The organism is Blastomonas natatoria, assembly GCF_003201955.1.
GTDB classification, from domain to species: domain Bacteria; phylum Pseudomonadota; class Alphaproteobacteria; order Sphingomonadales; family Sphingomonadaceae; genus Blastomonas; species Blastomonas natatoria.
The window spans coordinates 147853-168797 of sequence record NZ_QJJM01000006.1 but is presented as its reverse complement, the minus strand read 5'-3'; the positions used below and the strand labels follow the sequence as shown (position 1 = coordinate 168797).

Sequence of the window (20945 nt, the reverse complement as noted above, 5' to 3'; positions counted from 1 at the left end):
AACGTGGCGGAAACGTAAGGGAAGGTCCAGAGAAAAAAGTTGCAATTAACAACTAATCTATGTTTATTTTTTGCAACTGAGCTTCCGGAACGCGCAATCGCCGGGATGGTTCCACAATCGATTTCACAAATCGCCCCGGGAGGGCAGCCATCTTGCGCCAACGGTTGTAGAGGGTCGGTAGGCTCCCTATGTTCTGCGGCACGCGTACGACAAGGGGGATGCCTGATGCTTTATCACGATGCCGATTATGACGGCGACCTTTCAGAAAATGGCAAGATCCCCGTTCCCCAGGATGTCCAGCAGGCCATTGTGACCCTGCTGCGGTGGACCGGCGACAATCCGGAGCGCGAGGGCCTGCGCGACACGCCGCTTCGCGTGGCGCGGGCATGGAAGGAATATTGCTCGGGTTATGATGACGATCCCAGCGTGCATCTGAGCCGCACGTTCGAGGAGGTCGGCGGATATGACGAGCTTGTCTTGCTCAAGGACATTCCGTTCCAGTCGCACTGTGAACATCATATGGCACCGATCATCGGCAAGGCATCGATTGCCTATATGCCCAGGGATCGTGTCGTCGGCATTTCCAAGCTCGCCCGCGTGCTGCACGGCTATGCGCGCAGACTTCAGGTGCAGGAGCGTCTGACTGCAGAGGTGGCCGCCTGTATCTGGGAGCACCTGCAGCCGCACGGCGTGGCAGTGGTTATCGAAGCAAGCCATAGCTGCATGACCGCCCGCGGTGTCCGCACGCCTGGCGTCGGCATGATCACCAGCCGATTGCTGGGCTGCTTCCTCGAAGATCACCGCTCGCGCGAGGAAGTCATGAGCCTGATGGGCTACTGAGCCCAGCTGCAACAGACTGCAACAATCTGAAATCGGGATGTGAGGTCCTAGCTCTAGCTCCGACGGTGCAGACCGTTACCAGGAGCGAACCATGGCCTTGCATTCCCCATCATCCGACCGCGTCGCACCAGCGGCACATCACGATCATGACGAAGGACTGGCGCATGATCTTCAACAGATCGAGCGCATCCGTCTGGGTCGCCGCAACATGCTCGGCTGGATGGCCTCGGCCGGTGGCGCCGCGCTGATCACCGCCTGCGGTGGCAGCGGTGAGTCCGACAGCACCTCCACCGTTACCGTTTCCGGTACGACCAGTTCGACCACCACGTCGACGACAACCACTACATCGACCCCGACGCCCAGCGCGTCATCATCGACATGCACGGTTTATGCGACCGAAACCAATGGCCCCTATCCGGCAGACGGCACCAACAGCTCGAACGGCAGCACCTCGAACGTCCTTACCGTCAGCGGTGTGGTCAGGTCCGATATCCGGCCGAGCTTCGTCGGATCCAGTACGGTCGCAACAGGCGTGCCGGTGACCTTCACCATCACGGTGGTGGATGCGAACAACAGCTGTGCACCGCTCGCCAATCATGCCATCTATATCTGGCATTGCGATCAGCTGGGCCGGTATTCGCTCTACGATCTGCCTGCGGAAAGTTATTTGCGGGGGCTGCAGGTCACCGATGCGAACGGCAAGGTGACCTTCACGACGATCTTTCCCGGCTGCTATGCGGGTCGCTACCCGCATATCCATTTCGAGCTGTTCACGTCGCTGGCCAACGCGACGCGCGGCAGCTTTGCCCGGCTTATCTCGCAATTTGCTCTCCCCGCCGATATCTGCAGCACCGTCTATGCTTCGACCGGCTACAGCACCAGCGCCGCCAATTTCCGCTCGGTCTCGATCGCCAACGACAACGTGTTCGGAGACAATACATCCGCGCAGATCACTGCGATGACTATGGCGATGAGCGGATCGGTCTCGGCGGGCTATACCGCGACGGCCACTGTTGCGATTGCCACCTGACATGACCAGCTTGGCAGTTGCATCGTCTGCCACGCCGGGCGATGGTGCACGTGCCATGGCGGGGGAAACGATCATAGTCGTCGATGACGATACGGGTCTGCGCGGCCTGATATGCGAATATCTGGCGGCGCAGGGCTATGCCGTGCATCCGGCGGAAAGCGTTGCAGCGCTGCGATCGTTGATGGATCGCGTCAGGCCCGAAGTGATCATCATGGACGTCATGATGCCGCAGGAGGACGGGCTGGACGGCATGCGCTGGCTGCGCAGCCGTTCGGATGCGGCCTGCATCATGCTGTCCACGCTTGCAGCCGATATCGACCGGATCGTCGGGCTGGAACTTGGCGCGGACGATTATATCGCCAAACCTTGCAACCCGCGCGAACTGCTCGCCCGGGTGCGCGCCGTGATGCGCCGCCGACCGTTGGTGCGTACGGGTGCAGCCGAAGGCGGCGAGCCAGGCTGGGTGTTCGATACCAGGCACTGGCGATTGATTGCCCCTGATGGCCAGCAGCCGGAACTCTCCACCCATGACATCCGCCTGCTTCAGGCGCTGGTCGAGGCGGAGGGCAGGGTGCTATCGCGCGATCGGCTGATGGAGGTTCTCGATCCCGATGCAGAAAGCTTCGACCGGTCGATCGATGTCCAGGTCAGCCGGTTGCGCCGCAGGCTTGCGGATCATGGTGGCCAGGCGCTGATCCGCACGGTGCGCGGCTTTGGCTATGGCCTGGGGCTGCCCGTGCGGCGGGTCTGAACGCTGTGGTCTCCGCACTACGCGGCTGGTGGCTCCGCCGCCCGATATTCACGCAGATTTTCGCGCTGGTTGCCGCTGCGGTTCTTCTGACCGCAGGCGCGATGTACACACTGACCCAGATAGGTCCCCCGTCTCGGCCCGCACCGACCCCGCTGTCCAGCATTGTCGCCAGTCTCAGGACAGGCCATCCGCAGCCTGGCAGTGGCAGGCCCATGACCCTTGAACGTCATTCAAACGTCCCGCGTCCGCAAGCAGGAGAGGTGCGTGCGCGCTGGCTGGAACGGATGCTGCTGCCCCTTTTGCAATCCCGCAGCGCCGGGGAACCGGAGCAGATCCTGGCTTATTCGTCCGAACGTGGCAGGCCGCGTGTCGTGACGGTCGTACCGGAAGTGCGCGGAACGGTGACGATCGCCTGGAAAAACGGCAACCATTGGCTGGTGCTGCGCTCGCTGTCGTCTCCAACCGAAACAAGGTGGCTGGCAAGTTTCATGGCATCCGTGCTGGGCGTGCTTGCCTTCATCCTCGGGTGCGCGTGGCTGGTGGCCCGCGCCATCACCCGTCCGCTTTCCAGGCTTGCCGATGCCGCCGAATCCGCCAGGATCGGACAGCCCTGGTCGATGCCTGCAGACCCGATCACGCCCGAACTCGGCAAACTCGCCTCGGCGCTGATCAGCTTCGATGCGCGTCAGCGCGACCATGTTCGGCAACAGACTACGATGCTGGCGGGGATCGCGCATGATCTGGGTACGCCGCTGACCCGCCTGGCATTTCGCGCCGAAAGCCTGGGCGAGCCTCAACGCCTGGCTGCCAATGCCGATATTGCTCTGATGCGCGCGCTCATCGGCAATTCGCTGGCTCTGGCGCGCAGCAGCATGGCGCGCAGCGAGCCTGTCGATCTGCACCCGATGGTTCATGCCGTGGTATCGACAAGCTGGAACGAAGAAGCGCCGATCGAAGTGAACGCGGCGGTCGGGATCCGTGTCGAGGGCGAGCCGGTCGCACTGCAATGTCTGGTGCAGAACCTTGTCGACAACATGCAGCGCCATGCCAGCGGCGGGGCAATTCATCTCTGGCAGGCCGACGGCAAGGTCATGCTGAGGGTGGAGGATAACGGGCCTGGTTTCCCGGAAGACCTGCTCGATCAGCTGGGATCGCCCTTTGTGCGTGGAGAGCCATCACGCAATGCGCTGACTGGCGGAAATGGTCTGGGCCTGGCCATCGCCAGGACGATTGCGGAGCGCCATGGCGGCGGCCTTGCGTTCGGCAATCGAGACGAGGGCGGTGCGTGGGTCGAGGTGACCTTGGCCTGCGCTGCATGAAAAAAGGCGCGGAAACCCGATGTTCCCGCGCCTTCCTTGTTGCTGGTCGTGAAGACGATCAGAGCTGTTCGAGCATGTAATCCGCGCTGCTGACCTTGAAGTCGCCGGGTTCCTCGACGAACAGCTTGTCCACCACGCCGTCCTTGACGACCATGGCAAAGCGCTGACCGCGCTTGCCCATGCCGAACCCGGTGCCGTCCATCGTCAGGCCAAGCGCTTCGACAAAATCACCATTGCCGTCTGCCAGCATCGCGATCGAGTCCGCGTTCGCCGATTTGCCCCAGGCGCCCATCACGAAAGCGTCGTTGACTGCGGTGCAGGCGATCTCGTCCACGCCCTTGGCTTTCAGCGCTTCGGCCTTCTCGACAAAACCCGGCAGATGCTTGGCCGAGCAGGTCGGCGTGAAGGCACCCGGCACCGAGAAAAGCGCGACGGTCTTGCCGGCGAAGAATTCCTTGGCGTCGACCTGCTGCGGACCCTCGGCCGTTGCGCGTACGAATTTGGTGTTGGGAACGGTATCGCCGACTTTGATCATGATCGTCTCTCCTGCTGGCAAAAATGAAACCGGGCTGCATGTTGTCCGGCCAGAGGCGCATTGCAAGGGGGCATCGGGCAGGCGCATCCAAATGTCGGGGCATTACGCATAGGAGGCCATATAAAGGAATCTTTATATTTGCCTGTCAGGCCGAGTCTGGCTATGGGAGCCGGAGTTTCCGATCGCCCCCTTGGCCATTCGGACAGACATTCAGGAGATATTGCGTGGCCAGTGCCCCGACCCTCGACCGCAACGATTATGTTGTTGCCGACCTTTCGCTCGCCGATTTCGGCCGCAAGGAAATCGCGATCGCAGAAACCGAAATGCCCGGCCTGATGGCGATCCGCGAAGAATATCGCGCCGCTCAGCCGCTCAAGGGCGCCAAGATCACCGGTTCGCTGCACATGACCATCCAGACCGCCGTGCTCATCGAGACGCTGGTCGCGCTGGGTGCAGAAGTCCGCTGGGCGACCTGCAACATCTATTCGACCCAGGACCATGCCGCTGCCGCCATCGCCGCGCAGGGCATTCCCGTGTTCGCCATCAAGGGCGAGACGCTGGAAGAATATTGGGAATATGTCGATCGCATCTTCGACTGGGGCGCCGAGGAAGGCACCACCTGCAACATGATCCTCGACGATGGCGGCGATGCCACCATGTATGCGCTGTGGGGCGCACGCGTCGAAGCGGGTGAAGAGCTGTTCACCCCGACCAACGAAGAAGAAGAGTGCTTCGTCAAGGTGCTGAAGCGCCGTCTGGCCCAGACCCCCGGTTACCTCACCAAGACGGTCCAGAACATTAAGGGCGTGTCGGAAGAAACCACCACCGGCGTGCACCGCCTGTATGACCTCGCCAAGAAGGGCAAGCTGCCGTTCCCCGCGATCAACGTCAACGACAGCGTCACCAAGTCGAAGTTCGACAACAAGTACGGCTGCAAGGAATCGCTGGTCGACGGCATCCGTCGCGGTACCGACGTGATGATGGCCGGCAAGGTCGCCGTGGTGTGCGGCTATGGCGATGTGGGCAAGGGTTCGGCGGCTTCGCTGCAGGGCGCGGGCGCACGCGTCATCGTCACCGAAATCGATCCGATCTGCGCGCTGCAGGCGGCGATGGACGGCTTTGCCGTGCAGACGCTGGAAGACGTTGTGTCGACCGCCGACATCTTTGTCACCACCACCGGCAACAAGGACGTCATCACGCTCGATCACATGCGCGCGATGAAGGACATGGCGATCGTCGGCAACATCGGTCACTTCGACAACGAGATCCAGGTTGGCGCGCTCGAGAACATGAAGTGGACCGAGATCAAGCCGCAGGTCGACATGGTCGAATTCCCCGATGGCAAGCGCATCATCATGCTGTCGAAGGGCCGTCTGCTGAACCTCGGCAACGCAACCGGTCACCCCAGCTTCGTGATGTCGGCCAGCTTCACCAACCAGGTGCTGGCGCAGATCGAACTGTTCAGCGGTGCCAACAAGTACCAGAACGACGTCTATGTGCTGCCCAAGCATCTCGACGAGAAGGTCGCCCGTCTTCACCTCGCCAAGCTGGGCGTGAAGCTGACCGAACTGACCAAGGAACAGGCCGCCTATATCGACGTGCCGCTGACCGGTCCGTTCAAGAAGGACGAATATCGCTACTGATCGCGCTGTTCCGGGTTCGCCCGGAACGCTGACGAGCAAGAGCCCGCTCCGCGCCCTCGCGGGGCGGGCTTTTTGTTGAGTTGCGACATATGCTGGTGCTTGCCGGTCCCCTGCGAAGGCAGGGGCCCATCTCCCAAGGCCTGGTCCAAGGTGACGGCTGCTCCAGCGGCACCAGCAGGTGATGGGCCCCTGCCTTCGCAGGGGAGCAGGTGATTGTGAGACGCCCGGCAACATCCTCCGCCGTTCGTCGTTTTGTCGTTGCGCTCTCCGTCCGTGCAGCTAGCCTCATGGTATACGAACAAGAAAACCGGGGAACATCATCATGAAAGCACTGCGTTTTTCCGCCGCCCTCGCGGCGCTTGCCATCGCGATGCCAGCGCTTGCGCAGGACAAGCCTGCCGCCTGGGACGTGAACGCCCCACCGATGAAGACCCGCGCCATTCCGATCAAGGTCGACGAGGGCACCTGGATGAACCTGGATGTCAGTCCCGATGGTAGCCGGATCGTCTTCGATCTGCTCGGCGATATTTACACCATGCCGATTGAAGGCGGCGCGGCGACCCGGATCGCCGAGGGGTTGGCCTATGAGCAGCACCCGCGCTTCTCGCCGGATGGCACGCGGATCGCCTTCACCTCGGATCGCGGCGGCGGCGACAATATCTGGATCATGAATGCCGATGGATCGGACAAGCGCCAGCTCACCAGGGAGAGCTTCCGTCTGCTCAACAATCCGAGCTGGAGCCCCGACGGCCAGTATATCGTCGCGCGCAAGCATTTCACCACCGGACGCTCGCTCGGCACGGGCGAGTTGTGGCTGTATCATGTCAGCGGCGGCAACGGCGTGCCGCTGGTCAAGCGCCCTAGCGAAGCGCACCAGAAGGAGCTGGGCGAACCCATTTTCGCGTCCGACGGCAAGGGCATCTTCTACAGCAAGGACGCGACCCCCGGGCCGATCTTCGAATATGCGCAGAACAGCAATGCCCAGGTCTTCGTGATCGACCGTTATGACATGGGCACCGGCAAGGTCGAGCGCGTCACCGGCGGTCCGGGCGGCGCGGCGCGACCCCAGCCTTCGCCCGATGGCCGCTATCTCGCCTTCGTGCGCCGTGAACGTGCGAAGACCAAGCTCTATGTCCGCGACATGCAAAGCGGGATGGAGCGCAAGATCTATGACGACATGGACCGCGACGTGCAGGAAACCTGGGCGGTGCACGGCGTCTATCCGAACATGGGCTGGCTGCCTGACAGCAAGCGTCTGGTCTTCTGGGCGGGCGGCAAGATTCGCTCGATCGATGTGACGAGCGGTAAGGCCAGTGTGATCCCGTTCAGTGTCAACGATACACGCAGCATCGTCGACCCCATCCGTCCGCAAAAGCCGGTCGCGCCCGATACCGTCGCGGTGACCATGCCGCGCTTTGCCAGCGTCTCGCCCGATGGCAGCCGCATGGTGTTCGAGGCTTTGGGCAAGCTGCACCAGCAGCCCGTGCAAGGCGGCGCGGCGCAGCCGCTGGTCACCAATGGCGGGAGCGATTTCGAACTGTTCCCCAGCTATTCGCGCGATGGCAGCCAGATTGTCTATGTCAGCTGGGACGATGAAAGACTTGGCGAACTGCGCGTGGTTGGCGCAGCGGGCGGCGAGGCACGGACGATCAGCAAGACGCCGGGCCATTATCGCCGACCGCAATTCTCGCCCGATGGCCGCTATGTGGTATATGAAGCTGGAAGCGGCGGCGGCCTAACGTCCGATGCCTGGGGCATTCAGCCCGGGATCTATCTGCTCGACGTCGCCAGCGGACAGGCGCGGCGCATCACGGCAGAGGGGAGCGAACCCCATTTCGGCGCGACCGGCGACCGGGTGTATTTCAGCAAATATGCTGGCGGCAAGCTGGCGCTGGTCAGCACCGACCTGAATGGTGAGGCCGAGCGCACCCATGCGAGCGGTGAACTGGTCAGCGGCTATGCGGTCGCGCCCGATGGCAAGACGCTCGCCTTCCGTCAGAATTATGCAGCGTATCTGATGCCGTTCATGGCGGGCGCGGTCGATCTGGGCGCTGGCAAGGGCGGCGGCGCACTGCCGGCAGTTCAGGTGAGCGAGGGCGGCGCGACCTTCCTGCAATGGTCGCATAATGGCCGCCAGCTCAATTGGTCGCTGGGGCCGGTGGTCTATTCGGCCGATGCCGGCAAGGCGATCGCCGATGGACCGGTCAGCAAGACCGATGCGAAATTCGCGCCGCCGAAGACCGGAGTGGCGATCAGCGTCAACGCGCCAGCCGACAAGCCGAGCGGTACTGTCGCCTTCACCAATGCGCGCATCGTGACGATGGCGGACGACAAGGGCGGCATTATCGAGCGTGGAACGGTGGTCGTTCGCGACAATCGCATCGTTGAGGTCGGCGCGAATGTCGCCGTGCCTGCTGGTGCGCAGACCGTCGATGTCGCGGGCAAGACGATCATCCCGGGACTGGTCGATGCGCATGCACATGGCCCGCAGGGGTCGGATGATCTGGTTCCGCAGCAGAACTGGAGCGCTGTCGCGCATCTGGCGATGGGCGTGACAACGATCCACGATCCCAGCAACAGCGCCGCCGAGATCTTCACCGCCGCCAGCTATCAGCGCGTCGGCAAGTATCTGGCCCCGCGCATCTTCTCGACCGGGGAGGTGGTCTATGGTGCCAAGGCGGCGGGCATCTTTGCCGAGATTGACAGCCTCGCCGATGCGCGCGCCCACACCACGCGGCTGAAGCTGCAGGGCGCGCACAGCGTCAAGAACTATAACCAGCCGCGCCGCGAACAGCGCCAGCAGGTTGTCGCCGCCGCGCAGGCCGATGGTTTGGCGAGCGTCGCCGAGGGCGGGTCGCTGTTTAGCCAGGACATCACGATCATCGCCGATGGCAACACCACGCTCGAGCACAATATCCCGCAGGAGCGGCTCTACGAGGACGTGCGCAGCTTCTTCGCGCAGAGCAAGGTCGGCTATACGCCGACTTTGGTAGTGACTTTTGGCGGCATGGGCGCGGACCCGTATTGGCGATCGCATACCGACATCTGGCAGCACCCGATTCTCAGCCGCCACGTCCCTCGGCGCAAGCTCGAAGCCAGCAGCGTGCGCCGCGAGATCGGGCCGGAAGAGGATTATGCCGATACCGCGTCGGCGCGTGAAGCCGCAGAGCTGGCGCGGCGCGGCGTGCCCGTCGGCATCGGCGCGCATGGGCAGGAAGAGGGGCTTGCCTCGCACTGGGAGCTGTGGAGCTTCGTCAAGGGCGGCATGACGCCGATCGAGGCGCTGCGCACCGCGACGATCAGCGGCGCGCGTTCGCTCGGCTTTGACAAGGATATCGGTTCGATCGAGCCGGGCAAGCTCGCGGACATGGTCGTGATCGATGGTGACCCGGTGGCGGATATCCGCCAGTCCGACAAGATCACGCACGTCATGCTCAACGGGCGGCTCTATGAGGTGCCGACGATGAACGAAACGGTCACGGGGACGGCCAAGCTGCGCAAATGGTATTGGGAGAAGTGAACGTTTCCTAATCCTCCCCGAGCTTGTCTCGGGGAGGGGGACCGCCGACCATAGGTCGGTGGTGGAGGGGAAGCGGGATGGCACGATGGCGGATCCGAAACGCGCACCCGCTGCCCCTCCACCACCCGCTGCGCGGGTGGTCCCCCTCCCCCAGCAAGCTGGGGGAGGATTTTGGGAGGAACCATAGCATTTTCTCCACAGCCCGTTTTGCACCAACCCCAATCTGCGCTACGGCCCAATGCGATGACGCGGATGCCTGTTTTCACCCCTGAATCGATGAGTCGCTTATGCTGGTGAGCAATGGCGGGCTGTTCCTGATCGCGCTCGTTCTGGCGCTGTGGACCGGGGCGGCGATCTGGGCGCTGATCACTGGCCTGCAGATGCGCCGAGCGGCGGGAACCGCGCGCAGGCAGCTCCGGCGGTTGACCCGGCTGATCGATTCCGGTCCGGCCATCCCTCTGATCGTGCGGTCGGACTCGAGGATCGAGGGACCTGAACGCGTGGCGCGCTGGCTAGGTTTGCCGAAGCTGCCACCCTATCTGGCCGAGCTGTCTCAGGAAGGCAAAGGCCTGCCGCGCGAGACGCTCGATCTGCTGGGCCAGAAGATCGCGACCGCGCAGAAGAGCGGCGCACCTTTCGAGCTCGCGGTTGCCGCCGCCGGTTCGAACCGGCGCTTGCGCATCGAGGGGCGGCTTGCCGACCCGCAGACAATCGCCCCCGGCGCCGTGCTGCTATGGTTCTATGACGCCACGGAGAGCGAAACGCGGATGGCATCGCTGGTCGAGGCCGAGGCCGAGACACGGCGGGCCTTTGATGCGCTGTCCGGACTGATCGAGGCTGCTCCCATTCCGATGTGGTTCCGCCGCGAAGATCTCTCGCTGCTGCTGGTCAACAGCGCCTATGTCGAGGCAGTTGGCGGCAGCAGCGCCGCCGATGTCGTCCAGGCCGGGCAGGAACTGGTCGAGACCGTCGACGGACTGACCCCGTTGGCGGTCGCTGCGCGTGCGTTTGAAAGCAACACGCCATCGCGGCGCACGGTCACGACGACAATTGCCGGCACGCGCCGCGCGATGGAGATTGTCGACCTGCCGATCAGGGGGCGGGGCATTGCGGGCTATGCCATTGATGTGCACGACCTCATCCTGGCGCGCCAGGCGACCGAGCGCTTCCGCGATGCGCAGCGTGACATGCTGGACAACCTGTCGGCGGGCGTGGCCCAGTTCGATGCGCAGCGCCGCCTGATCTTCGTCAACCAGCCGTTCGTGCGCATGTTCCAGCTGAAACCGCAATGGCTCCAGGACGGGCTGGAGTTCGAGCGGTTGATCGACCGCATGCGCGAGGCGGGCCGGGTGCCGCAGGTGCGCGACTTCCCCGCATGGCGCGACGAGAAGCGCGAATGGTTCCAGTCTGCCGCCCCGGTCGAGGACAGCTGGCTCATCGCCGATGGCACGCATCTACGCGCCATCGCTCAGCCGACCCCCGACAACGGCCTTTTGCTGATCTTCGAGGACCGCACGGAGCAGGTGCAGCTCGCCAGCGCGCGCGATACGCTGTTGCGCGTCCGGACGGCGACCTTCAACAACCTGTACGAGGCGCTTGCTGTCTTCACCTCGGACGGGCGTCTGCACCTGTGGAACACCCGTTTCGGTGCGGTGTGGGAGATCGACGAAAGCGAACTCGCCAAGCACCCACGCGCTGACGAACTGCTCAAGGCCATCGCACCCCAGCTCAAGCGCCCGGCTCAGATTTCCGCGCTGCGCGAGGTCATCCGGTCGGCCACGCTGGATCGCAGCCAGCGCGCGGGACAGCTGGTGATGAAGGATGGCCGGGTGTTCGACTTTGTCGGCATACCGCTGCCCGATTCGAGCGCGCTGTTCACGATGATCGACGTGTCCGACGCCAAGCGGATGGAAGATGCGCTGCGCGAGCGCAACGAGGCGCTGGTCGAGGCGGACGCGATCAAGACCCGTTTCCTTGCGAACATGAGCTACGAATTCCGCACGCCGCTGACCTCGATCGGCGGCTTTGCCGAACTGCTGGCGAGCGGCGTTGCCGGTCCCTTGTCGGATCAGGGGCAGGACTATGTGAAGGCTATCATCGACTCGGTCGAGCGGCTGTCCGCGCAGATCAACATGGTGCTGGACTTGAGCCAGAGCCAGGCAGGCACGCTGCCGCTCAAGCGAGAGCCGACCGATATCGGGGCTCTGCTGGTCGACGTCGCCAAGGGCGTGGCGGGGCTTGCAGGCGGGCGCAATATTGCGCTTGAGGTCGATGTGAATGGCGGTCCCGGCTCGGCGGAGGTGGATCGGCAGCGCTTTGCCCAGGCGATCACGGCCGTGGTAGACAACGCGCTGCGCTATACGCAGGAGGGCGGGCGCGTGCTGCTGCTCGGCGACCGCTTCCGCAACAAGCTGCGCATCGTGGTGTCGGACAATGGCCCGGGGCTCGACGCGCGGGCGCAGGCCCGTGCGCTCGATGGCGTGCTGCAGGCGGACGAGGCCGGCGGCAAGCCGGTCACCAAGCGCTCCGGCCTTGGCCTGCCGTTGGCGAAGAACCTGATCGAGGCGCATGGCGGCCGCATGGAGCTGGTGAGCGAACCCGGAGCGGGCACGATCGTCACCATCCTGATGCCGTGATGCTGACCATCGGTTCCATCGAGGCGATGCAGCGCCTGGGCCGGCATCTCGCCGACGCAGCGCTTCCTGGCGACACGATCGCGCTTTCAGGTGATCTGGGCACCGGAAAGTCGACGCTCGCGCGCGCCATTCTCAACGCGCTTGGCTTTGCCGGCGAAGTGCCGAGCCCGACCTTCGCGCTTATCCTGCCTTACGACCCGCCAGAGGTGCGCTTGCCCGTGATTCATGCCGATTTCTACCGGCTCGATGGCGCGACGGAACTTGACGAACTGGGCCTCGATGCGGGCGATCCAGCGCTGCTGATCGCCGAGTGGCCAGAGCGCGTCGGCGGTCTGGCGGGCCCCGATACGCTGCAATTGCGGATCACCGGAAGCGATGCTAGCGACCGCCGGATCGAGGCGCAGCCGGGTGCGAACTGGCAGGCGCGCTGGCAACAGATTGCAGGTGATTGGTCTTGAGTGAACGCGAACAGCTGATCCGGAACTTTGTCGATACGCTGGGTTGGACGGACGCCGACATCCTCGCCATTCCGGGGGACGCTTCGTTTCGGCGATATTTCCGCGTGGTCGGGCCAGACCGGCAGGCGATCCTGATGGATGCGCCGCCGCCCGAAGAGGATCCGCAGCCGTTCGTTCATGTCGCGCGCTATCTCACCGCGCAGGGGCTTCGCGCTCCCGAAATCTTTGGCGTGGACATGCAAGCCGGACTGGTGCTGCTCGAGGATTTCGGCGATGCGCGGATGCGCGAGACGGTTGATGCAGGTGATGCCGAAACCGAGCGCGCGATCTATCGAAAGGCGATCGAGACGCAAGTCGAGTTGCATGGCCGCACGCCCGCTGACGTCCCACCTTACGATCGCGCGGTCTATCAGCGCGAGGCTGCGCTGTTCACCGAATGGTATTGCCCTGCGCGCGGCCTGGATGTCGATGCCGATGGCTATGTGAAGGCATGGGATTGCGTGCTCGATGGCATGGACCGTGCGGCCCCGAAGGTCACGGTGCTGCGCGACTATCATTCGGAAAACATCATGTTGCCGCCCGATGGCTCGCAGGGACTGATCGATTTCCAGGACGCGCTGGTGGGTGATCCGGCCTACGATCTGGTGTCGCTGCTTCAGGATGCGCGGCGTGACGTGTCGGAGCAAGTCGAGGCCGAGATGCTTGCGCATTACCGCGACCTGGCGCGACCGGCTTATGATCTCGACACCGCCTATCATGTGCTCGGCGCACAGCGAAATGCCAAGATCATCGGCATTTTCGTTCGTCTTTGGAAGCGCGACGGCAAGCCGCGCTATCCCACGATGATCCCGCGGGTCTGGCGAGCGATGGAGCGCGATCTGAAGCACCCCGCACTTGGCCCCGTTGCGGCCTGGTTCGATGCCAACATTCCCGCCGACCTGCGCGATCCGGAAGGCACGCTGGGCGGAAAGTTCGAACTGTGAACACGTCCCCTGCCTTTGCCCGCACCGCGATGGTCATGGCCGCAGGGCTGGGCAAACGGATGCGGCCGCTGACCGTCACTACTCCCAAGCCGCTGGTGCGGGTTGCGGGCAAACCGCTGATCGACCATGTTCTCGATCACCTGGGGGATGCCGGGATGCAGCGGGTGATCGTCAATGTCCATTATCTGGCCGATGCGCTGGAAGCCCATCTTAGGGCCCATCGCTGGCCATTCGAGCTTCTGATCTCGGACGAGCGCGATATGCTGCTCGAAACCGGCGGTGGCTTAATCAAGGCTCTGCCGATGATCGGTGAGGATCCCTTCTTCTGCCTCAACAGCGACAATGTGTGGCTGGAAAGCGCGCGATCCTGTTTTGATGAACTGCGCGCCGCATGGGACGATGCGCGCATGGATGCCCTGCTGCTCGTGGTGCCGCACAGCCGTGCCAACAACTATCAGGGCGTCGGCGATTTTCATCTCGACCAGATGGGGCAGATCACGCGCCGCAAGCCTGGGCATGTTGCGCCCTATATCTATACCGGCATTCAGCTGCTCTCGCGTCGCCTGCTGGCAGATCCGCCATCGGGGGCGTTTTCCACCAATGTCTTGTGGAACCGCACCATGGCGCAGGGGCGATTGTTCGGAATCTCGCATATGGGCCAGTGGTTCGATGTCGGGACCCCGGCCGCCATCCAGCCTACTGCGGAAGCCCTGCTGGATGCCTGAGCCTCGTCAGCCCGCCGTTTTCGCCATCGGGGCACAGCGCGGGTTTGCGGATGCACTGGCTGAAGGATTGCTCAAGCGTTATGCCAACGACCGTCTGGGCCTGGCCCGGGCAACCTTGCTGATCCCGAACCACCGCGCCGGTCGCGCGATCACCGAGGCGCTGGTGCGTCACGCCGCGCAGGGTCTGCTGCTTCCGCGCATGGTGCTGATTGGCGACATCGATCTCGACGAAAGCCTTGGTGCACTGCTCGATCCGCTCGGAGATGGCGCGGACGTGCCGCCGGCTGTCGATCCGCTCGAACGTCGCTTCCGGCTCGCTGCAATCATCACGCGCGAGGGGAAGGGGCGAGCGGGGGCTGACGACCCGGCAGAGGCCCTGCGGCTGGCGTGCGATTATGCTCGGGTCCTCGATCAGCTTCAGATCGAGGAAAGGACGCTCGATCAACTCGACAGCATCGATGTCGAAGCGGACCTTGCGGAGCACTGGGCGGCCGCCCGCGACCTGTTCCTGCGCGTAGGCCGGGCATGGGCCGCCGAACTGTCGGAGCTGGGCAGGATCGACCCTGCCGATCGGCGCAACCGGCTGCTCGACAAGGCGGCAACGCGTTGGCGCGATCACCCGCCTCAGACCCCGGTGATCGCAGCCGGCATCACCACGTCCGCCCCCGCCATAGCGCGCCTGCTGCGCGGCATTGCCGATCTGCCAAAGGGCATGGTGGTGCTGCCCGGGCTTGATCTCGACATGGACACGGCTCTCTGGGAAGCCATTGGGCATCCCGTGACGACGCCCGTGCCCCCTGGCAGCGAGGCGGTCGAGAAGCCGGCGATCACCCACCCGCAATACCATCTGAAGCAGTTGCTCCACGCGATGAGCGTCAGCCGTGAAGAGGTGCAGGCCTGGCAGACCGAACCAAGGACCGGGCTTGCGGCGGACCGGGCGCGATTGCTGCGCAGCATTTTCCTGCCCGCAAGGCTCAGCGACCGTTGGGTCACCCTCGAAGCCGCCGACCGACGGACAAAGGGTATCCGCATTATCGAGGCTGAAAACCCTGACGAGGAGGCACAGGCGATCGGGCTGCTCGTGCGCCAGGCGCTGGATGTGCCCGCCCGGCGCGTGGCGATCGTGACGCCTGACCGCTCGCTTGCCGCGCGCGTCATCGCCCATCTCAGGCGCTGGCAGATCGAGGCGGATGACAGCGCGGGCGAGGCGTTGCCGGTTACCCCGCCGGGGCGGTTCCTGCTGGCCGTCGCCCAGTGTCTGGCCGACGATTTTGCTCCCGTTGCCTTGCTGGATCTGTTCAAGCATCCTCTCGCACAGGCGGGCGATGGGCGGAGGGCCTGGCTCGATGAGGTGCGCGCGCTCGACAAGCTGCTGCGCGGTCCTCGCCCTGCTCCGGGCCTGGCCGGTATCGACGCCGCCATCGGCAACCGTCCGCTCAAGGCCTGGTGGCACGACGTCAAGGCGCTGCTGGCGCCTGTCGCGAAATGGCCGCGCGATCCGCAGCCGCTTTCCGCGACCATCCAGGCTATTGCTGCGGCAGCCGATAGTCTCAGCGGTCAGGCGGTCTGGACGGGTCTTGCCGGGCGCTGTGCCTCAGATATCGTCCAGCAATTGCTCGCACGAACGGGCACGCACGATCCGCGTGTCACGCCATCGCAGGCGGTCGACATTCTCGCTCGGCTGATGCGCGAGAAGGCGGTGCGGCCGCCTTATGGCAAACATCCGCGCGTGGCCATTTATGGTCTGCTGGAAGCGCGATTGCAGAGTGCGGACCTGGTCATCTGTGCCGGGCTGAACGAGGGTATCTGGCCGCAGATCCCGTCGCCCGATCCGTGGCTTGCGCCGATGGTGCGCAATGCGTTGGGCTTGCCGCCGCTCGAAATGCGCGTGGGGCTTGCTGCACAGGATCTCGCAGGCGCACTGGCTTCGGCCGAAGTGGTGCTGACACGCGCCCGGCGTGATGGCAGCGCACCGACCGTTGCGTCGCGCTTTCTGCTGCGCCTGCAGGCGGTGGCGCCCGACCGCCTTATGGAGAATCACGAAACGCTGGTCTTGGCGCGCAGGCTCGATCGTCGCCTGCCGCTCGCGCGGATCGAAAAACCGGCGCCTCGCCCTGATGCCGGGCAGCGGGTCAAGCGGCTGTCGGTCACCGAGCTTGATCGGCTGCGCGCGGACCCATTCGCCTTTTACGCCAAACGCATTCTCGCGCTGCCCTCGCTCGATCCGGTCGATGCCGAACCCAGCGCGGCGTGGCGTGGCACGTTGGTGCATGAAATCCTGGAATATTGGCACCGTGAGGATGGGCTGGATGCTGCAAGCCTGGTTCCGCGCGCGTGCCGCTATCTCGACGAAACGAACGTGCACCCCTTGATCAAGGCGCTATGGCGCCCCCGTCTGGTCGCGGCGCTCGACTGGATCGCCGAGGAAACCCGGTCTCTGGCGGTTGCCGGGCGCCGCATGATCGATGCTGAACGCAGCGGAACGTTCATCATCGACGGCGTCGAGATTCGCGGCAAGGCCGACCGGATCGACCGCCTGCCCGATGGCACATTGGCGATTGTCGACTACAAGACCGGAAAGCCGCCCTCGGCGAGGCAGGTCGAGGCGGGATATGCGCTGCAGCTGGGGTTGTTGGGCATGATGGCAGAGCGCGGCGGGTTTCTGGCCAAGGACGACCAACCCGAGATCGCGGGCAAGGCTGCCGCGTTCGAATATTGGTCGCTCACGCGCAGCAAGAGCGGCGACTTCGGCCATCGCGAAAGCCCTGTGGGGCGCCGTGGCAGCGAGCTGACGGCGGATGCCATGCTGCCGACCGCGGAGCGTTTTTTGCGAGAAGCGCTGGAGAAATGGATATTGGGCGACGCGCCGTTCACCGCCAAGCTGGTGCCCGATCAAGCGACCTATACCGAATATGACCAGCTGATGCGGCTCGCCGAATGGTATGGCCGTCAGGGAAGCGGCGAATGAGCGGCGGCAAGCCCGGACTTCCGCCGCTCGCTGGCGACCAGGCGCTCGCGGTGTCGCCCGCCGATCAGGTGTGGTTGAGCGCCTCGGCGGGCACGGGCAAGACTCAGGTTCTTACCGCGCGCGTGTTCCGCCTGCTGCTCGAACCCGGGGTGAACCCCGATGCGATCCTGTGCCTGACCTTCACCAAGGCCGGCGCAAGCGAGATGGCCAACCGCATCAACGCCCAGCTCGCCGCCTGGGTGCGGATGAGCGACACCGCGCTGGGGGCGGACCTCACCAATATCGGCGCGCCGGTCGACGCCGCCACGCTGACCCGCGCGCGCCGCCTGTTCGCGCGCGTGCTCGATGCACCCCAGGGCGGCTTGCGCATCCAGACGATCCACAGCTTCTGCCAGTCACTGCTGGCGAGCTTTCCGGAAGAGGCGGGCCTGGCGCCCGGCTTCCGTCCGATCGAGGACCGCGACCGGATTCAGCTTGCGCGCGACACGCTCGGCGAGATGCTGATCGATGCCGCGCGGCGGGGTGACACAAGGCTGGCCGAGAATCTGGAAGGGCTGAGCCTCAGGCTCGGGGCAGAAGCGACCGAGAGTTTTCTGATGCGGTGTGCAGCCAAGCCCGATGCGATGGACGCGCTGGTCGGTGATATCCGCCCCTATATCAATTCCGCGCTTGGCCTGAAGCGCGACGAGGATGGCAGCGGGCTTGCGGCCATGTGCAGCGATGCGCTGTTCGATATCGCCAATCTGGAGGCCGTGCAGGACAGCAATGTGCGCTGGAATACTGCGACAGGCAAGAAGGCGGCTGAGGCGATCCAGACATGGCTGGGATTGGAAGCGAACGATCGTATCCACCAGCTCGACCTCATCTGGTCGGTTGTGGCAACCGACAAGGGTGCATTGCGATCCTTCTCCAAATCTCCGATCAAGGTCGATCCCGACTATGCCGAAAAGGCCGAGAGTCTGTACAGCGACCTCTCGGCGCTTAAGGAGCATATCGCACTGATCGGTTTTGCTGGCGATTATGCCCGCGCGCTCGAGGTCGGCCGCGATTTTGCGTGGCGCTTTGCAGAGGCCAAGCGGCAGGCGGGGCTGCTCGATTTCGACGACCTGATCCGCGCCGCTGCGGATCTTCTCTCGGGCCGCACGATGGCGCAATGGATTGCGTTCAAGCTCGACCAGCGCTTTGATCATGTGCTGGTCGACGAGGCGCAGGACACCAATCCCAGCCAATGGGCGATCGTGAAGGGCTTGATCGACGACTATTTCTCCGGTCTGGGCAGCAAGGCGGACCGGTTTCGCACCCTGTTTACCGTCGGCGATTTCAAGCAGGCGATTTTCGGATTTCAGGGAACGAGCCCGCAATATTATGCTGCTGCGCGTGTCCGCATCGGCCAGAAGGCAGAGGAAGCCGGACAGCCGTTTCTCGATCTCAGCCTCGATCGCAGTTTCCGATCGACCCAGCCGGTGCTCGACATGGTCGATGCGGTTCTGGATGACCTCGGACCTGCAGCGCTTGGCATCATGGACGATGCGCTGCCCCGACACGAAGGGCGGAAGGGACCGGGTATCGTCGAGCTGTGGCGTCCGGTCGGCGAGGGGCTAGACGATCAGGACGAAGGCGGCGAGGGCGAGGACGCCGAGGAATGGCTCTCTGGCGCAGACCGCAGGTTTGCCGAGCAGCTGGCCGATCGCATCGCAGGCTGGCTGGCCCCGGACTCGCCCAGCCGCCTTTGGCTGGAGAAGCGGAGCCAGGCAGACGGCCCGGGCTGGGCGGGGCCGGGCGACATCATGGTACTGCTCCGGCGTCGAGGCGATCTTGCCTCGCTGATCGTCGCGCGGCTTTATGCCGCAGGCGTGCCGGTCGCCGGAATCGACCGGTTGCGGCTGGGGCAGCCGCTGGCGGTGCAGGATCTGATCGCAGCCATCCGTTTTGCGCTGCAGCCGCTCGATGACCTGACCTGTGCTGCACTGCTGGTATCGCCGCTGGGCGGATGGACGCAAGAGCAGTTGCTGCAGCACGGCTATCGGCCCGAGAAGCGCGCGCTATGGCCGCATCTGCGCGACCTGGCGGAACATGATGCAGCTTTGCGCGATAAGCTTGAACCACTGTACGCGATCCTCGCGATGGCGGATTTCGGTACTGCCTATGATTTTCTGGAACAGGTTCTGAGCGGCCCGATTCAGGGGCGTGCAAAACTTGTGGCCCGGCTCGGCGAAGAAGCCCTTGATCCCATCGCGGAACTGCTCGCCCTGGCTCAAAAATTCGCGGCAAGCCATGACGGCGGGCTGCAGGCTTTCCTGCACTGGTTCGATGCGGGTGACGAGGAGATCAAGCGCGAGCTTGCCGGACAGTCCGACATGGTTCGCGTAATGACCGTACACGGCTCGAAGGGGCTGCAGGCGCCAATCGTGATCCTTGCGGATGCCTGTGTCGATCCGACCCGCAAGGTCGATTCGAGCTTCGACTGGCCGATCGAGATCGTGGGGCGCGATGCCATGGTCACATTGCCAGTATATTCGCTGCCCAAGGCCCAGCGCATCGGACCGCTTGCGCAAGCACATGATATCGCCCGCGAGGCCGATATGCAGGAGCACTGGCGGCTGCTCTATGTCGCGATGACTCGTGCGGCAGAGCAGCTCTATATTGGCGGAACGCTGGGCAAGAAGGCGAAGGAGCCACCAGAGCTGAGCTGGTATGCTGCGATCGAGCGCAGCCTCGCCGCGCTGGCGTGCGACTGGGGGGAGACGATCGAAGGACCGTGTCGCCGGTTCGGCAACGCAGCCATCCCGACGCCTCGTGCCGATCCGGTCCAGGTCGCGACGACTGAAGCGCTCGATGGCCTGCCGGATTGGGCACTGACGCCGGCGGCGCCGGAGCAGCGCCCGCCGATTCCCCTCGCACCGTCCTCTCTCGGCAAGGACGACGTTGCCAGCCCGCCGCTGTCGGGTCCGGACCGCGAGATGGCTGCACGGCGCGGGATCATCATGCACAGCCTGTTCGATCGCCTGCCATCGGTGGCGCCCGATCAGCGGCGCGGTGCGGCACGGCGCTGGCTGGCACGGCAGCATGGCATCGAGAACGAGAGCGAGGCAGACGCTATCATCGACCCGGTTTGCGCCGTGATCGAGCATCCGGACTTTGCTGACGTTTTCAGCGACGACGCGCTGGGCGAAGCGCCGATTGCCGCCGTGGTCGGGCCCAATGTCGTGTCCGGAACGGTCGATCGGTTGCTGGTGACGGACGGGCGCGTGCTGGTGGTGGATTTCAAGACGGGGCGTCGCCCGCCACGATCGCTCGAGCAGCTTCCCGTGGCGCATGTCCGGCAGATGGCAGCCTATGTCGCGGCGCTGCGGCTCATATTCCCGGGGAGCGAGGTGCAGGCAGGATTGCTCTATACATCGACGCCGCAACTTTTCAGGCTGCCCGACGAACTGCTGGCAGCGACGAAGCTGGATTGAATCATCCGATATGAATAGTTGGGCCAACCGAACTTGAGCCGCGGCGCTGCAGCGCTTACATCCCTCAACAAGTCACGAA

General features: G+C 64.2%; 13 protein-coding genes. 12 read left to right on the top strand and 1 reads right to left on the bottom strand.

Going from position 1 to position 20945, the window contains the following annotated elements; genetic code table 11:
- Positions 1 to 225: 225 nt before the first annotated feature.
- From folE to C7451_RS09395, 4 genes are all read left to right on the top strand, one after another.
- Positions 226 to 840: a GTP cyclohydrolase I FolE gene (gene folE, locus C7451_RS09410; RefSeq protein ID WP_110298702.1), complete on the top strand. Its 615-nt coding sequence runs from the start codon at positions 226 to 228 to the stop codon at positions 838 to 840.
- 91 nt (positions 841 to 931) lie between these two features.
- The gene (locus tag C7451_RS09405) at positions 932 to 1870 is read left to right on the top strand and encodes an intradiol ring-cleavage dioxygenase (RefSeq protein ID WP_110298701.1); all 939 of its coding nucleotides are present in this window, start codon (positions 932 to 934) and stop codon (positions 1868 to 1870) included.
- Between the two features lies 1 nt (position 1871).
- The gene (locus C7451_RS09400) at positions 1872 to 2621 is read left to right on the top strand and encodes a response regulator transcription factor (RefSeq protein WP_208625177.1); all 750 of its coding nucleotides are present in this window, start codon (positions 1872 to 1874) and stop codon (positions 2619 to 2621) included.
- A 212-nt stretch (positions 2622 to 2833) separates the two neighbouring features.
- Positions 2834 to 3940, top strand: coding sequence for a sensor histidine kinase (locus C7451_RS09395; RefSeq protein WP_167398497.1), 1107 nt, complete (start codon positions 2834 to 2836; stop codon positions 3938 to 3940).
- 58 nt (positions 3941 to 3998) lie between these two features.
- On the opposite strand, the gene C7451_RS09390 is transcribed toward C7451_RS09395, so the two are convergent.
- Positions 3999 to 4478: a peroxiredoxin gene (locus C7451_RS09390; RefSeq protein ID WP_110298788.1), complete on the bottom strand. Its 480-nt coding sequence runs from the start codon at positions 4476 to 4478 to the stop codon at positions 3999 to 4001.
- Between the two features lie 221 nt (positions 4479 to 4699).
- Here C7451_RS09390 and ahcY point away from each other — a divergent pair, with 221 nt between their 5' ends.
- The 8 genes from ahcY (at position 4700) to addA (ending at position 20866) form a co-directional block, all read left to right on the top strand.
- A complete protein-coding gene (ahcY, locus tag C7451_RS09385; protein ID WP_110298699.1) occupies positions 4700 to 6118 on the top strand; it encodes an adenosylhomocysteinase in 1419 nt (472 codons plus the stop codon).
- Between the two features lie 322 nt (positions 6119 to 6440).
- Positions 6441 to 9638 carry an amidohydrolase family protein gene (locus C7451_RS09380; protein WP_244181758.1) on the top strand — a complete coding sequence of 1066 codons (3198 nt, stop codon included), beginning with the start codon at positions 6441 to 6443 and terminating at the stop codon, positions 9636 to 9638.
- Positions 9639 to 9925: 287 nt separating this feature from the next.
- Entirely contained in the window at positions 9926 to 12274 is a 2349-nt protein-coding gene (locus C7451_RS09375) for a sensor histidine kinase (protein ID WP_110298698.1), read from the top strand.
- Entirely contained in the window at positions 12274 to 12732 is a 459-nt protein-coding gene (gene tsaE, locus C7451_RS09370) for a tRNA (adenosine(37)-N6)-threonylcarbamoyltransferase complex ATPase subunit type 1 TsaE (RefSeq protein WP_110298697.1), read from the top strand. Before C7451_RS09375 ends, tsaE begins: the two co-directional genes overlap by 1 nt.
- The gene (locus tag C7451_RS09365; protein WP_110298696.1) at positions 12729 to 13715 is read left to right on the top strand and encodes an aminoglycoside phosphotransferase family protein; all 987 of its coding nucleotides are present in this window, start codon (positions 12729 to 12731) and stop codon (positions 13713 to 13715) included. Before tsaE ends, C7451_RS09365 begins: the two co-directional genes overlap by 4 nt.
- A gap of 29 nt (positions 13716 to 13744) precedes the next feature.
- On the top strand, positions 13745 to 14440 hold the full coding sequence (locus tag C7451_RS09360) for a nucleotidyltransferase family protein (RefSeq protein ID WP_110298695.1): 696 nt from the start codon (positions 13745 to 13747) through the stop codon (positions 14438 to 14440).
- Positions 14433 to 17408 carry a PD-(D/E)XK nuclease family protein gene (locus tag C7451_RS09355; protein WP_110298694.1) on the top strand — a complete coding sequence of 992 codons (2976 nt, stop codon included), beginning with the start codon at positions 14433 to 14435 and terminating at the stop codon, positions 17406 to 17408. Before C7451_RS09360 ends, C7451_RS09355 begins: the two co-directional genes overlap by 8 nt.
- Positions 17405 to 20866: a double-strand break repair helicase AddA gene (gene addA / locus C7451_RS09350; protein ID WP_110298693.1), complete on the top strand. Its 3462-nt coding sequence runs from the start codon at positions 17405 to 17407 to the stop codon at positions 20864 to 20866. Before C7451_RS09355 ends, addA begins: the two co-directional genes overlap by 4 nt.
- Positions 20867 to 20945 lie beyond the last annotated feature (79 nt).

Coding starts and splice junctions, on each gene's coding strand:
- C7451_RS09395 (WP_167398497.1), top strand. CDS start 2,834: ATGACCCTTGAACGTCATTCAAACGTCCCGCGTCCGCAAGCAGGAGAG.
- C7451_RS09355 (WP_110298694.1), top strand. CDS start 14,433: ATGCCTGAGCCTCGTCAGCCCGCCGTTTTCGCCATCGGGGCACAGCGC.
- tsaE (WP_110298697.1), top strand. CDS start 12,274: ATGCTGACCATCGGTTCCATCGAGGCGATGCAGCGCCTGGGCCGGCAT.
- C7451_RS09375 (WP_110298698.1), top strand. CDS start 9,926: ATGCTGGTGAGCAATGGCGGGCTGTTCCTGATCGCGCTCGTTCTGGCG.
- C7451_RS09360 (WP_110298695.1), top strand. CDS start 13,745: ATGGTCATGGCCGCAGGGCTGGGCAAACGGATGCGGCCGCTGACCGTC.
- folE (WP_110298702.1), top strand. CDS start 226: ATGCTTTATCACGATGCCGATTATGACGGCGACCTTTCAGAAAATGGC.
- addA (WP_110298693.1), top strand. CDS start 17,405: ATGAGCGGCGGCAAGCCCGGACTTCCGCCGCTCGCTGGCGACCAGGCG.
- C7451_RS09405 (WP_110298701.1), top strand. CDS start 932: ATGGCCTTGCATTCCCCATCATCCGACCGCGTCGCACCAGCGGCACAT.
- C7451_RS09400 (WP_208625177.1), top strand. CDS start 1,872: ATGACCAGCTTGGCAGTTGCATCGTCTGCCACGCCGGGCGATGGTGCA.
- C7451_RS09380 (WP_244181758.1), top strand. CDS start 6,441: ATGAAAGCACTGCGTTTTTCCGCCGCCCTCGCGGCGCTTGCCATCGCG.